General features: G+C 68.8%; 10 protein-coding genes. 5 read left to right on the top strand and 5 right to left on the bottom strand.

Annotation, left to right across the window (positions count from 1 at the left end):
• Positions 1-11 precede the first annotated feature (11 nt).
• Positions 12-1718 carry a methyl-accepting chemotaxis protein gene (locus HXX10_RS09165; protein ID WP_296521869.1) on the top strand — a complete coding sequence of 569 codons (1707 nt, stop codon included), beginning with the start codon at positions 12-14 and terminating at the stop codon, positions 1716-1718.
• Between the two features lie 154 nt (positions 1719-1872).
• Here HXX10_RS09165 and HXX10_RS09160 read toward each other — a convergent pair whose 3' ends face one another.
• Positions 1873-2853: a tripartite tricarboxylate transporter substrate-binding protein gene (locus HXX10_RS09160; protein WP_296521868.1), complete on the bottom strand. Its 981-nt coding sequence runs from the start codon at positions 2851-2853 to the stop codon at positions 1873-1875.
• Positions 2854-2967: 114 nt separating this feature from the next.
• Between HXX10_RS09160 and HXX10_RS09155 the strand changes: the two genes are divergently transcribed.
• On the top strand, positions 2968-3765 hold the full coding sequence (locus HXX10_RS09155) for an aspartate dehydrogenase (protein WP_296521867.1): 798 nt from the start codon (positions 2968-2970) through the stop codon (positions 3763-3765).
• Between the two features lie 133 nt (positions 3766-3898).
• On the opposite strand, the gene efp is transcribed toward HXX10_RS09155, so the two are convergent.
• Positions 3899-4465 (bottom strand): elongation factor P, encoded by a 567-nt coding sequence (gene efp, locus HXX10_RS09150; RefSeq protein ID WP_296521866.1) that lies wholly within the window; start codon positions 4463-4465, stop codon positions 3899-3901.
• Between the two features lie 226 nt (positions 4466-4691).
• Here efp and epmA point away from each other — a divergent pair, with 226 nt between their 5' ends.
• Together epmA and HXX10_RS09140 are read left to right on the top strand one after the other, a co-directional pair.
• Positions 4692-5735, top strand: coding sequence for an EF-P lysine aminoacylase EpmA (epmA, locus tag HXX10_RS09145; protein ID WP_296521865.1), 1044 nt, complete (start codon positions 4692-4694; stop codon positions 5733-5735).
• Between the two features lie 243 nt (positions 5736-5978).
• Complete coding sequence (locus HXX10_RS09140; RefSeq protein WP_296521864.1) at positions 5979-7112, top strand: lysine-2,3-aminomutase-like protein; 1134 nt, start codon at positions 5979-5981, stop codon at positions 7110-7112.
• Positions 7113-7390: 278 nt separating this feature from the next.
• Here HXX10_RS09140 and HXX10_RS09135 read toward each other — a convergent pair whose 3' ends face one another.
• Both HXX10_RS09135 and HXX10_RS09130 read right to left on the bottom strand, forming a co-directional pair.
• Positions 7391-10558, bottom strand: coding sequence for an efflux RND transporter permease subunit (locus HXX10_RS09135; protein ID WP_296521863.1), 3168 nt, complete (start codon positions 10556-10558; stop codon positions 7391-7393).
• Positions 10559-10565: 7 nt separating this feature from the next.
• Positions 10566-11867, bottom strand: coding sequence for an efflux RND transporter periplasmic adaptor subunit (locus HXX10_RS09130; RefSeq protein WP_296521862.1), 1302 nt, complete (start codon positions 11865-11867; stop codon positions 10566-10568).
• 246 nt (positions 11868-12113) lie between these two features.
• Between HXX10_RS09130 and HXX10_RS09125 the strand changes: the two genes are divergently transcribed.
• On the top strand, positions 12114-12479 hold the full coding sequence (locus HXX10_RS09125) for a hypothetical protein (RefSeq protein WP_296521861.1): 366 nt from the start codon (positions 12114-12116) through the stop codon (positions 12477-12479).
• A gap of 35 nt (positions 12480-12514) precedes the next feature.
• On the opposite strand, the gene HXX10_RS09120 is transcribed toward HXX10_RS09125, so the two are convergent.
• The gene (locus HXX10_RS09120) at positions 12515-13537 is read right to left on the bottom strand and encodes an adenosine deaminase (RefSeq protein ID WP_296521860.1); all 1023 of its coding nucleotides are present in this window, start codon (positions 13535-13537) and stop codon (positions 12515-12517) included.
• Positions 13538-13637: the final 100 nt, after the last annotated feature.

Genomic DNA, 13637 nt, shown 5'->3' with positions numbered 1-13637 from the left:
GAGGCCCGTCCATGAAGAAGCTCCTGAGCGTCCTTGCCCGCCGATCGATCCCCGCCAAGCTCGCCGTGATGACCATCGTCGGCGCCGTCTTCATGGGTCTCGTCGCCATCACGGTGCTGCTGATCGCACGGACCGAGCTGATGGCCGAGCGCACCGAGCGGGCCCACACCTTCGTCGACTCGATCTGGTCGCTGGCGAGCTACTACCATGGCCAGGCGAAGTCGGGCGCCATGACGGACGCCGAGGCGAAGAAGCGCCTGTTCGACGCCGCGCGAGAAATGCGGTTCGAGGACAACACCAACTACGCCTTCATCTACGACTACGAGACCGGCCTCTGCGTGGTGAATGGCGGCAATCCGGGCCTGGTCGGCAAGGACGTGAACAAGCTCCGGGACGCCAACGGGCAGGCCTTCGCCACCCGGATGCTGGAGATCGCCCGCGGCGGCCAGGGCACGCACCGCTACGCTTTTCCACGCGGCGGCAGCACGATCCCGCTCGACAAGGTCGCCTATGTTCGCGGTTTCACGCCCTGGAACATGATGATCGCGGCCGCCGTGTACACCGACGCCATCGACACCGCCTTCTGGGACACGGCGCGAACCGCCGCGATGGTGATCGGCGTGTTCATGCTGGTCTCGATCGCGATCGCCTGGCTGGTCGCCCGCAGCATCGTCAACCCGCTGTCGCGCCTGCGCACCCGCATGGCCGCGCTCAGCGCCGGCGAGCTCGACGGCGCCGTCGCCGACACCCACCGGCACGACGAGATCGGCGAGATGGCGCGCACCGTCCAGGTGTTCAAGGACAACGCGATCGCGGTGCAGCACCTGCGCGCCGAGCAGGACACGCACAAGCAGGAGACCGAGGCGGAGCGCAAGCGCGCGCTCGCCGGGCTCGCCACGACCTTCGAGGCCAAGGTGCGCGGCATCGTCGAGGCGGTGCTCGCGGCCGCCCTCGCCATGCAAACGACGGCGCGCTCGCTGGCGAGCTCGGCCGAGAGCACGCGTCAGCAGGCCTGCACGGTCGCCTCCGGCGCCACCCAGGCGACCGCCAATGTCGAGACCGTGGCGGCCGCCGCCGAGGAGCTCGCCGCGTCGATCGGCGAGATCGGCCAGCAGGTCGCCCGTTCGGCGACGACGGCCAAGCAGGCCGCCGACGAGAGCCAGCGCACCAATGCCAGCGTCTCCGGGCTGGCCGAGACGGCGCAGAAGATCGGTGAGGTGGTCAACCTCATCAACGACATCGCCAGCCAGACCAACCTGTTGGCCCTCAACGCCACCATCGAGGCGGCGCGCGCCGGCGAGGCCGGCAAGGGCTTCGCCGTGGTGGCGAGCGAGGTGAAGTCGCTGGCGACCCAGACCGCCAAGGCGACCGAGGACATCCGGGCCCAGATCGCCGCCATCCAGGGCGAGACCCAAGGTGCCGTCGACGCCATCCGGCGCGTCGCCGGCACCATCATGGCGGTCAACGAGATCTCCTCCTCCATCGCCGCCGCGGTCGAGGAGCAGAACGCGGCGACCAAGGAGATCACCCGCAACGTGCAGCAGGCGGCGAGCGGCACCCGCGACGTCTCGCAGAACATTACCGGCATCAGCGGCGCCATCGAGGAGGCGGGCGTGGCCGCCGCCGACGTCACCCAGGCCGCCGACGGCCTCGCCGGGCAGGCCGAGACGTTGCGCCAGGAGGTCGATCAGTTCCTCGCCACCCTGCGGGCGGCGTAGCAGGGCGCATTCCCAGAGCCGTCATTCCGGGGTGCGGACCGAAGGTCCGCGAACCCGGAATCCAGCCGGAAGTTCGGAGCACACCGCTGGATTCCGGGTTCGCGGCTTCGCGGCGCCCCGGAATGACGGCGAACTGTTCACCCGGATGCTCGTATCACTCCACCTGGACGCCGCTCGCCTTGATGGGCGCCGCCCACTTTTCGATCTCGCTCTTCACGAAGCTGGTGAGATATTCCGGCGTCTGGCGGTCGGGCGCCACCACGACGGCGCCGAGACCCTCCAGGCGCTCACGCACCCATGGGGTCTTCAGGGTCTCGACCAGCGCGGCGTTCAGCTTGGCGACGATCGGCTTCGGCGCGTTCTTGGGCAGGAAGATCGCGTTCCACGTATAGGCCTCGACCTGGGTCCCTTCCTCGATGGCGGACGACAGATCGGGCAGCGCCGGCGAGCGGTCCTTGGTCAGGATGGCGATCGGCTTGACGGCGCCGCCGTCGATCTGCGGCTTGGCGGTCGAGATCATGTCGCACAGATAGTCGACGCGCCCGCCCTGGAGATCCTGCATGGCCGGCCCGGTGCCGCGATAGGGCACGTGGGTGATCGGCAACCCGGCCGCGGTGTTGAACACCGTGCAGGCGAGGTGGGAGGCCGAGCCGGCGCCGGCCGAGGCGAACGTCATCTTGGCCGCGTTGGCCTTGGCGTAGGCGAGAAAATCCTTGAAGTTCTTCACCGGCAGATCCTTGCGGATCACCAGCACGATCGGCACGTCGGCGAGCAGCGCGACCGGGGTGAAATCGCCCTCGGCGTTGTAGAGGGGGCGCTTGTAGAGGGTCTGGTTCTGGGCGTGGGTGCCGACCGTGCCGAGCACCATCGTGTAGCCGTCCGCCGGGGCATTGGCGACCCGCTGGCTGCCGTTACCGCCGCCGGCGCCGCCGACATTCTCGACCACGACCTGCTGTCCCAGCACCTCGCCGAGCCGCTGTGCGACAATTCGCCCGAGCACGTCGGTCGGACCGCCCGCCGCGAACGGGATCACCATGGTGAGGGGCCTGTTGGGGAAATCCTGGGCGCCCGCGATCGCCGTCGCGGCGAGCGCGATCACGGCCGATAAAACCACCTTGAGCGTGGCACGGAACATCGGTTCCTCCTTGTTTGATCGGAGCGTTCGGATATGAAAAAACTGCAGCCATGATAACCCGGCGGCGGCAGGGTTGCAGCAAAACCGACGGACGGGAAGGCTAAAATGGTGCCGATGCGGATCGGAATCGCGGGTCTCGGCATCATCGGGCGGACCGTCGTCCGGGCGCTCGCCGACGGCATGCCGGGCCTGGAGCTCGCCTGCGTCGCCGCCCGCGACCAGGGCAAGGCGCGCGCCTGGCTGGAGCAGCAGAGCATCCCCTGCCCGATCGTCAAGCTGGAGGCGATGCCGTCGCATGCCGACCTGGTGGTCGAATGCGCGCCGGCCAGCGTGCTGGAGGACATCTGCCGGCCGATGCTGTCGGCCCGCAAGCGCGTGATGGTGCTCAGCGCCGGCGCCCTGCTGTCGCGCCCGGAGCTGATCGATCTGGCCAAGAGCAAGGGCGGCCAGATCATCGTGCCGACCGGCGCGCTGATCGGGCTCGACGCCGTCACGGCGGCCGCGCAGGGAACCATCCACTCGGTCCGGATGGTGACCCGCAAGCCGCCGCGGGGGCTCGCCGGCGCTCCCTATCTGGTCGAGCACGGCATCTCGGTCGACCATCTGGCCGAGCCGCTGCGGGTGTTCGCCGGCACGGCCCGCGAGGCGGCGATCGGCTTCCCGGCCAATGTCAACGTCGTCGCCGCGCTGGCGCTGGCCGGCATCGGGCCCGACCGCACCACCATCGAGATCTGGGCCGACCCTTCGGTGCAGCGCAACTGCCACACCATCGAGGTCGACTCGGACTCGGCCAAGCTCTCGATGTCGATCGAGAACGTCCCCTCGGAAAACCCCCGCACCGGCCGCATCACGGCCCTGTCGGTGCTGGCCGCGCTCGCCAAGATGCGGTCGCCGCTGCGGGTGGGGACGTAGGGAGTTTCGGTCATTCCGGGGCGCGGGCTGAAAGCCCGCGAGCCCGGAATCCATACTCACAGACCGGGATTATGGGTTCCGGGCTCGCCGCTGCGCGGCGCCCCGGAACGACGAAGGAGAGGCGGGGTACCCCTCAATCCTTCGCCCGCTCCACATAGGACCCGTCGGCGGTCGACACGACGATGCGGGTGCCGGCACCGATATGCGGCGGCACGCCCGTGCGCAGGCCGTTCGACAGCATGGCCGGCTTGTAGGACGACGATGCGGTCTGGCCCTTCATGGCCGGCTCGGTCTCGACCACCTCGAGGATGACGCGCTGCGGCAGCTCGAGGCCGACGACGACGCCCTCGTGCACCGAGAGCTTGCACTTCATCTCGGGCGCCAGGTACACGGCCATGTCGCCGACCACGTCCTCGGACGCGGCGACCTGGTCGTAGCTCTCCATGTGCATGAAATGGAAGCCGTCGGGGTCCTGGTAGAGATACTGGTACTCGCGCTCCTCGACATGGGCGCGCTCGACCTGGTCGGTGGTCTTGTAGCGCTGCGACGACTTCACTCCGTCGGAGAGCCGGCGCATGTCGAGCTGGGTGACCGGGGTGCCCTTGCCGGGATGGATGTTCTCGGCGCTCAGAATGACGTAGAGCCTCCCCTCGAGATCGACGATGTTGCCCTTCCGGAGCGAGCTGGCGATAACCTTCACGTGCGTAAATCCTTGTTGCGGGGGAGCAGGGGCGCGCCTGCATGAGCGGCGACCAGACCCGGAAACCGTGGTGTCGTGGCGTGCAACATACTGATCCTGGGCCGGTCCGCCAGTTCTTTTCGGTGTGGCCGAGGGCTGCCGGCGAGCCGCGGCCGGACCGCGGAGTTGGCGGAATGAGCGATATTTTTCAGGGACTTGGGTCGCCCATTGACGGGCCGGCAGCGCCATGACGGCGGCCTCGCCCTGGTGGACGCCGCACGTCCATGCCGACCGGCGGCCGCTGCTCCTCGCCCGCAACCGCATCGCGGCGCGCCTGCGGGCCCATCTGGCGGCACAGGATTTCGTCGAGGTCGACCCCGCCGCCCTGCAGGTCTCGCCCGGCAACGAGGCGCATCTGCACGCCTTCGCAACCGAGCAGGTCGGCCCCGACACGGCGCGCCGGCCCCTCTACCTGCACACGTCCCCCGAGCTCGCCTGCAAGAAGCTGTTGGCCGCCGGCGAGCCCCGCCTGTTCGCCCTCGGCCACGTCTTCCGCAACCGCGAGCGCGGCGCCCTCCATCACCCGGAGTTCACCATGCTGGAGTGGTACCGGGCGGGTGCGCCGGTCGCGGCCGTGATGGCCGACTGTGCGGACGTTCTGGCGCTCGCCGCCGAGACGACCGGGATCACCCGCGTCGCCTTCCGGGGCGCCGAGGCCGACCCGTTCGCCGAACCCGAGCGCGTCACGGTCGCCGAGGCGTTTTTTCGCCATTCCGGCATCGACCTTCTGGCCACCGTCGCGGGGGCCGAGACCGACCGGGAGGCCCTGGCGGCCGCCGCTACGGAAGCGGGGATTCGAACCGCCGCCGACGACACCTGGTCGGACGTGTTCAGCCGCGTGCTGGTCGAGCGCATCGAGCCGAACCTCGGCATCGGCCGCCCGACTTTGCTCACCGAATACCCGACCGCCGAGGCCGCGCTGGCGCGGCCGACCGCGCACGACCCACGGGTCGCCGAGCGCTTCGAGCTCTATGTCTGCCGGGTCGAGCTCGCCAACGGCTTTGGCGAGCTGACCGATCCGGCCGAGCAGAGACGTCGGTTCGAGGCCGAGATGGCGGAAAAAGCCCGCGTCTACGGCGAGCGCTATCCGATCGACGAGGATTTTCTGGCCGCCCTCGCCGTGATGCCGGACGCCTCGGGCTGCGCGCTCGGCTTCGACCGGCTGGTGATGCTCGCCACAGGCGCGCCCCGCATCGACGCCGTGATCTGGACCCCGGTGGCGGAACCGTGAGGCCCTTTCGCGAAAATGCGCCACCGTCACCTCTCCCCGCGTGCGGGGAGAGGTCGGATCGCATGCCGCAGGCAGGCGATCCGGGTGAGGGGGCGCTTCCGTATCCACGCGACGCCCCCTCATCCGTCTCGCCGCTTTGCGGCGAGCCACCTTCTCCCCGCGCGCGGGGAGAAGGAGAGCCGGCGCCGTGCCTTGTGAGTGCCGTAGCACTGGCGTATCGCTGAGGCCAGGATAGCACCCCCGATGACCTCACCCCCCAAAACCCTGCGCAGCGCCGCCGAGCTTTTCGCCGAAGGCTTGGTGCGGGCCGAGGACGTGGCCGCGCTCGACGCGGTGGCGGCGTGCTATGCCGTGGCGGTGCCGCCGGCGCTCGCCGCGCTGATCGATCCTGCCGATCCGAACGACCCGATCGCCCGCCAGTTCATCCCCGATCCGGCCGAGCTCGACACCGCCCCCGAGGAGCGCGACGACCCGATCGGCGACGACGCCATGACTCCGGTCGAAGGCGTGGTGCACCGCTATCCGGACCGGGTGCTGCTCAAGCTCGTGCATGTCTGCCCGGTCTATTGCCGCTTCTGCTTCCGCCGCGCCATGGTGGGGCCGTCCGGCCGGCCGACGCTGTCGCCGCGCAAGATCGTCGCGGCGCTCGAGTATATCCGTGGCCATCGCGAGATCTTCGAGGTGATCTTCACCGGCGGCGACCCGCTGATCCTGCCGCCCGGCAAGCTCGGCGCCGTGCTGCGCGCGATCGCCGAGATCGAGCATGTGCGGGTCGTCCGCTTTCACACCCGGGTGCCGGTGGCGGTGCCGGAGGCGATCACGCCGGCGCTGATCGCGGCGCTGAAGAGCTCGGGCAAGGCGACCTATGTGGTGCTGCACGCCAACCATCCGCGCGAGCTGACCGATGCAGCGCGAAAAGCCTGCGCCCTGCTGATCGACGCCGGCATCCCGATGCTGTCGCAGTCGGTGCTGCTCAAGGGCGTCAACGACGACGACAAGACCTTGGCCGAGCTGATGAGGGCCTTCGTCGCCGCGCGCATAAAACCCTACTATCTGCACCACGGCGACCTCGCGCCCGGCACGGCGCATCTGCGTACGACGCTGGCCGCAGGGCAGGCGCTGATGCGCCGCCTGCGCGGCCGCGTCTCCGGCCTCGCCCAGCCGACCTATGTGCTGGATCTGCCGGGCGGCGCCGGCAAGGTGCCGGTCGGGCCGACCTATCTCGGACCGACTGCTGCCGCCTGCGAGCCCGGCGGCACCATGCATTACGAGGTGGAGGATTTGCAGGGCCGCACCCACACCTACCCGCCGGCGCCGGAGGACATGGAGCCGGTGCCGGAGGAGGACGACCGGGACGGACGGGAGACCGAGGCGTAGGTCGTCCGTCGTTCAGGGGCGCGGGACCGAAGGTGGGCTCCGCATTCGGGGCTCACCCCCTCCCCGACCCTCCCCCACAAGGGGGGAGGGAGCAGGCTGCGGCGAGAGGCAACGCCATCGCGGCCGAAAGCACGACACGATCAAAACCGCGATGAGCCCGAGCAGGACGGGGCGGCTCTTGCGTTCCCTCCCCCCTTGTGGGGGAGGGACAGGGAGGGGGGTGCCCCACCCGCGAGCCTCGCATGTCATCCACCAGGGTGCGTTGCAGCCGTGGCAACTCACCCCGCCGCGGTCTCGGCCTTCGCCTCGGCCGTCTTGCCCGCCTTCCTGGCCTTGCGCTCCGCCAAAAACTCCTCGAAGCGCTGCATCAGCACGAAGAAGGACGGCACGAACAGCACCGCCAGGCAGGTCGAGGCGATCATGCCGGAGAACACCGTGATGCCGATCGAGGCGCGGGCCGAGGCGCCCGCGCCGCTCGCCACCACCAGCGGCGCGACGCCGAGGATGAAGGCGAACGACGTCATCAGGATCGGCCGGAATCTTTCACGCGCCCCCTCCACGGCCGACTCGACGATGGTCTTGCCGGCGGCCCGCGTCTCGCGGGCGAACTCGACGATCAGGATGGCGTTCTTGGCGGAGAGCGCGATCAGCAGCACCAGGCCGATCTGGACGTAGAGGTTGTTGTCGAGCTTGAGGGCGTTGAGCACCACCACCGGACCGAGCAGCGACAGCGGCACGGCCAGCACCACGGCGATCGGCGCCCACCAGCTCTCGTACTGGCCGGCCAGCACCAGATAGACCAGGAAGATCGACAGGGCGAACACCATGAACATCTGGTTGCCGACGATCTTCTCCTGATACGACATCGCCGTCCATTCGATCCCGGCGCCCGGCGGCAGGGTCTTGTCGGCGATCTCCTCCATCAGCCGCATGGTCTGGCCGGTCGAGACGCCGGCGGCCGGCAGCGCCACGATGGTGGCCGACGGGTAGAGGTTGTACAGGCTGATCAGCGGCGCCCCGACGGTCGGCGTGATGGTCATCAGCGTGCCGAGCGGAATCATGTCGCCCTTGACGTTGCGGACCGTCAGGTTGCGGACGTCCTCCAGCCGCTGGCGGAACCCGGCGTCGGCCTGCACATAGACCTGGAAGACGCGGCCGAACTTGTTGAACTGGTCGACATAGGTCGAGCCGAGATAGCCGGCGAGCGTCTGGAACACCTGGTCGAGCGACACCTGCAGGGTCTCGGTCTTCACCCGGTCGACCTCGACCCGGTATTGCGGCGCGGCCGACCGGAAGGTCGAGATGACGCGCTGGATCTGCGACTGGGTCGCGGCGTTGCCGACGAAGCTGTCGACGATGCCCTGCAGCTTGACGAGGTCGAAGCTGCCGTCGCGCAGCTCGATCTGCATGGTGACGCCGCCGGCATTGCCGACGCCCTGGATGGGCGGCGGCGGCACGACGAGGATCTTGGCCTCGGCGATCGCGCCGAGCGACCCGTTGAGGCCGACGAGCAGCGAGCGCAGATCCTCGCCCTTGCCGCGCTTGTCCCAGTCGTCGAGCATGATGTAGGCGACGCCGGCATTGGCGAGCGAGGCCGAGTTGTCGAGCGGCGAGACGCCGGCGATGGCGATCACCTGCCTCACGCCCGGCGTCTTGCCGGCGATCTCCGTCACCCGGTCGAGCACCGCCTGGGTGCGGCCGAGCGAGGCGCCGTCCGGCAATTGCACGCTCGCCAGCACGTAGCCCTGGTCCTCGATCGGCAGGAAGCCGGTCGGCACCCTCGTGAAGCCGTAGAACGCGCCGGCGATGATCATCAGCGCAAGCACGGCCATGGCGGCGCTCTTCGCCACCATGCGCTTCATCAGCGCCTCGTAGAGGTGCTCGGCCTTGCCGTAGACGGCGTTGAAGCCGCGGAAGAAGGCGTTGCGCTCTTCCGGCGGCACCGGCGGGCGCAGCCAGGTGGCCGCCTGGGTCGGCTTCAGGGTAAGGGCGTTGACGGCGCTGAGCAGCGCGGTCGCGGCGATCACCAGGGCGAACTGCGCATACATGCGGCCGGTGAGGCCGGGCAGGAACGCCGCCGGCAGGAACACGGCCATCAGCACCAGGGTGATGCCGATGATCGGGCCGAGCAGGATCTTCATGGCGCCGATCGCCGCGTCGTGGCCGCTCATCCCCTTCTCGATGTTGTGGGCGGCGCCCTCGACCACCACGATGGCGTCGTCGACCACGATGCCGATCGCCAGCACGATGGCGAACAGGGTGGAGAGGTTGACGCTGAAGCCGAGCGCCGCCATGCCGGCGAAGGCGCCGATGATGGTCACCGGCACGGTCGTCGCCGGCACCAGCATGGCGCGCCAGTCCTGCAGGAACATGAGGATGACGATCAGCACCAGGATCGCCGCCTCGTAGAGCGTCTTGTAGACCTCGTTGATCGACTGGGTGACGAAGATCGTCGTGTCGAACGGCACCCCGTAGACGAGCCCTTGCGGAAAATCCTTGGCCAGCACCGTCATCTTGGCCTTGACCCGATCGGCGACGTCGAGCGCGTTGGCGCCGGGCGACTGGTAGATGGCGATGCCGGCGGACGGCTGACCGTCCTGGGTGAAGATCTGGCTGTAGGTCTGGGCGCCGAGCTCGACCCGGCCGATGTCGCGCACCCGCGTCACCTCGCCGTTCTGCCCGGTCTTGACGATGACGGCGGCGAACTGCTCGGGATCGTCGAGGCGCCCGAGCACCTCGAGCGTATACTGGAAGTTCTGCGTCTTGGGCGACGGCGGCATGCCGACCTGGCCGGCCGTCACCTGCTCGTTCTGGCCCTGCAGCGCCTGCACCACGTCCTGGGTGGTCAGCGCGCGCGCCTGCATCCGGTTGGGATCGAGCCAGATCCGCATCGAGTACTGGCCGGCGCCGAACACCGTGACATTGCCGACGCCGGGCAGGCGCGAGATCTCGTCGCGCAGCCTGATGGTCGCGTAGTTGGCGAGATAGAGGCTGTCGTAGCGGTTGTCAGGCGACGTCAGGGTGACGATCTGCAGGATCGACGTCATCTTCTTCTGCACCGTCACGCCCTGCACCTGGACGGACTGCGGCAGTTGCGACAGCGCGGTGGCGACGCGGTTCTGGACCAGCACCTGCGCCATGTCGAGATCGGTGCCGATCTCGAACGTGACGGTCAGCGTGTAGCTGCCGTCCGACCCGGCGTAGGACTGCATGTAGATCATGCCCTGGACGCCGTTGACCTGCTGCTCGATCGGCAGCGACACCGTGTCGACGACGGTGCGGGCGCTGGCACCCGGATAGCTGGTCGTCACCTGGACGGTGGGCGGCACCACATCGGGATACTGCGAGACCGGCAGCCGCAGCAGCGCCACGGCCCCGATCACGATCATCAGGATGGCCAGGACGTTGGCGAGAACCGGCCGCTCGATGAAGAATTTCGAGATCATGCCGGGCTCACTGCATGGTGCGGGGTCGCGGCAGCCCGCCGGGCACGCCGGGCGGCGCCGGCGAGGGATGCGGCGGGAGCACGGGGTCGGCCACCTTGGGCACGACTGGCAGCGTGTTGGGCAGCGGCGGCGGCGCGACCGGCGCGGTCGGCAGTTGGACGGGCGGCGGCGCCGCGATCGTGGTGAGCTGCGGATCGACCTTCTGGCCCGGCACGGCGCGCAGCGCACCCGCGACCACGATGCGGTCGTCCGGCCCGATGCCCTTCTCGATCACCCGCAGGTCGCCGACCTGCGGGCCGACCTCGACCTTGCGCTGCTCGACGACATCGTCCTTGCCGATCACCAGCAGGTAACGGCCGCCCTGGTCGCTGCCGATCGCCGTGTCCGGCACCAGGAGCGCGTTGGGGATGCGCTCGATCGGCAGTCGCACCCGCACGAAATAGCCGGGCAGCAGGCCGCGCTTCTCGTTCGCCAGGACGGCGCGCGCCAGCAGCGTGCCGGTCGAGGCGCTGACCGAAGGCGCGACGTAGTCGAGCGTGCCGACATGCGGGTAGCCGGTCTCGGTCTGGGTGGCGATCTCGACCGGCACCTTGCGGATGTCGTCGCGGGTCAGGCCGAGGCGCGTCATCTCGTCCCGGACGCGCTGGACGTCGGTCTCGCTGATGTTGAAGTTCACGTAGATCGGCGAAATCTGCACGATTGTGGCGAGCGTGGTCGGCTGGCCGTTGGCGCCGACATACTGGCCGAGCGATACCTGGCGGGCCGTCACCACGCCGTCGAACGGAGCGGTGACGCGGGTGTAGCCGTCGTTGATCACGGCGAGCTGGGTGTTGGCCTTCGACTGGTCCAGGTTGGACTGTGCCGAATCGCGGCTGGCGGTCGCCTGGTCGAGCAGCGACTGCGGGCTCGCCTGCTTGGCGACCAGGTCGACCTGGCGGTCGTAGACGATCTGCTGCTGCTTGAGATTGGCCTCGGCACCGAGTTCGGCCGCCTTGGACTGCTCCACCTTCACCCGGTAGGGCTCGGGCTCGATGGTGAACAGGAGCCGGCCTTGCTTCACCTCCTCGCCGTCGTTGTAGCTGATGCCCTGCACGAAGCCGGCGACCCGGGCGACCAGATCCGCCTGGTTGACGGGCGCGGTCGAGCCGGTCGCCTCGAGATAGCGGATCGCCTGTTGCTGCACCGGCTTCGCCACCGTGACCTTCGGAGGCGGCGGGGCGACGTAGTGGTTCTGCTCGCCACAGGCGGCGAGACCGAGCGGGAGAGCGACGGCGGCGGCCGTCCACAACAAGCGGGCCAGGGCGGTCACGGCGTCCTTCCAGGGCTGGCGTCCAAAGGCATGCGACCGACGTTCCCCGCCCGGTGATTCGGACGGGGTGCGTCGCGAGGTCTGGTTATACCAGTTTTTCGCCCGCGCGCCTGTCTTCTCGTCGCGGGCCGATGCCGAGTGTCGGAGCCACGCCTTTGTTTCCACAGCAAAATACTGAAACGTCGAAGACCCGTGCCCGGCGTAAACTCAGATTAACCGGCCTGCCTTAGCCTGTGGATCAGACCCATGATCAAGATCCACCATGCCAATCGTGGGATCGTCGCCCTCGCGGCCTATGTGGCCGGCGTGGCGGCGATCGCACTCGTCGGCTACGAGGTCGGCGCCCGCCAACTCGGCTATTCGCCGCCGAGCGAGCAACTGTCGGCGCTGTTCGGCCCGGCGCCGCCGCCCGAGGCCGAGGTCCGGCGCTATGGCCGCATGTGGCTGAAGGTCGACAATATGGGCAACTGCCGGGAGTACACGGTGGACAACCGCACCCAGCAGATGGTCGACAAGGGCATCGTCACCTGCGACCCCGCCCGCAAGCGGGAGATCAAGGAAAAGACCACCTCCCGGTTCGACTCCTTCCGTGACGCTTTCGGCGGGAAGTAGGGGCGGCGGCCGCCGCAGCATCCAGAGGCGCCGCCCTACTCACTCCCTATCCCTTTCACGGCCGCATCGAAGCGGGCCAGCGCGCGGGCGCGCTCGGCCTCCGGCATCATGGCGGCGGAAAAGCTGTTGCGGGCCAGCGCGACGATCTCGGGCGCGGAGAGGTCGAGCGCACGGACGACGGCTGAAAAATTGTCGTTCACATAGCCGCCGAAATAGGCCGGATCGTCCGAGTTCACCGTGACGGCGAGGTCCTTCTCCATCATGTGCCGCAGCGGATGATGCTTCAGGTCGTCGACGACGCGCAGACGCAGATTGGACAGCGGGCAGACGGTGAGCGGCACGCGGTCGCGGGCGAGCCGCGCGACGAGCGCCGCGTCCTCCAGCGCCCGATTGCCGTGGTCGACGCGGGCGACGCCGAGCACGTCGAGCGCCTGCCACACATAGTTGGGCGGCCCCTCCTCGCCGGCGTGGGCGAACAGCGCGAAGCCGGCGTCGCGGGCGCGGCGAAAGACGTTCCTGAATTTTTCGGGCGGATTCCCCTTTTCCGACGAGTCGAGCCCCACCCCGACGATGCGGTCGCGGTGCACCAGCGCCGCGTCGAGGGTACGGTGCGCACCAGCCTCGTCGAGATGGCGCAGGAAGCACATGATCAGGCTCGCCTGGATGCCGAGCGTTTCACGCGCATCGACGCAGGCGCGGAAAAGGCCGTTCACCACCGTGTCGAAGGGGATGCCGCGGCTGGTGTGGCCCTGCGGATCGAAGAACATCTCGACATGCACGACATTATCGGCGTGCGCCCGCTGGAGATACGCGGTGGCGAGGTCGTAAAAATCCTGCTCGGTGACCAGCACGGACATCCCGACATAGTAGACGTCCAAAAAATCCTGCAGCGAGCCGAACCGGTAGGCGCGGCGCAGCGCCTCGACCGAGTCCCATGGCAGCCGGATGCCGTTGCGGCGCGCCAGCGAAAGGACCATCTCGGGCTCCAGCGAGCCCTCGATGTGGATGTGCAGTTCGCATTTCGGCAGACGGCCGATGAGCAGGTCGCGATCCGGCATCTTTTGGCGCTCACCCCTGGTCTGGTGCTGCGACGACCATAGCAGATCGGGGTGATCCACAGACGTGCCGCAGCCTCCGACGGGGCGATCGCGGACGCCT

It is taken from the genome of Rhodoplanes sp., assembly GCF_013377085.1.
Classification (GTDB): Bacteria; Pseudomonadota; Alphaproteobacteria; order Rhizobiales; family Xanthobacteraceae; genus Rhodoplanes.
Note: the sequence above shows the minus strand (reverse complement) of the source record. Positions and strands in the feature narration are given on the sequence as shown.

Bases quoted from the DNA above. Each gene is read 5' to 3' on its own strand.
- HXX10_RS09140 (WP_296521864.1), top strand. From the start codon at position 5,979: ATGACCTCACCCCCCAAAACCCTGCGCAGCGCCGCCGAGCTTTTCGCC.
- HXX10_RS09160 (WP_296521868.1), bottom strand. From the start codon at position 2,853: ATGTTCCGTGCCACGCTCAAGGTGGTTTTATCGGCCGTGATCGCGCTC.
- HXX10_RS09135 (WP_296521863.1), bottom strand. From the start codon at position 10,558: ATGATCTCGAAATTCTTCATCGAGCGGCCGGTTCTCGCCAACGTCCTG.
- epmA (WP_296521865.1), top strand. From the start codon at position 4,692: ATGACGGCGGCCTCGCCCTGGTGGACGCCGCACGTCCATGCCGACCGG.
- HXX10_RS09120 (WP_296521860.1), bottom strand. From the start codon at position 13,537: ATGCCGGATCGCGACCTGCTCATCGGCCGTCTGCCGAAATGCGAACTG.
- HXX10_RS09125 (WP_296521861.1), top strand. From the start codon at position 12,114: ATGATCAAGATCCACCATGCCAATCGTGGGATCGTCGCCCTCGCGGCC.
- HXX10_RS09155 (WP_296521867.1), top strand. From the start codon at position 2,968: ATGCGGATCGGAATCGCGGGTCTCGGCATCATCGGGCGGACCGTCGTC.
- HXX10_RS09165 (WP_296521869.1), top strand. From the start codon at position 12: ATGAAGAAGCTCCTGAGCGTCCTTGCCCGCCGATCGATCCCCGCCAAG.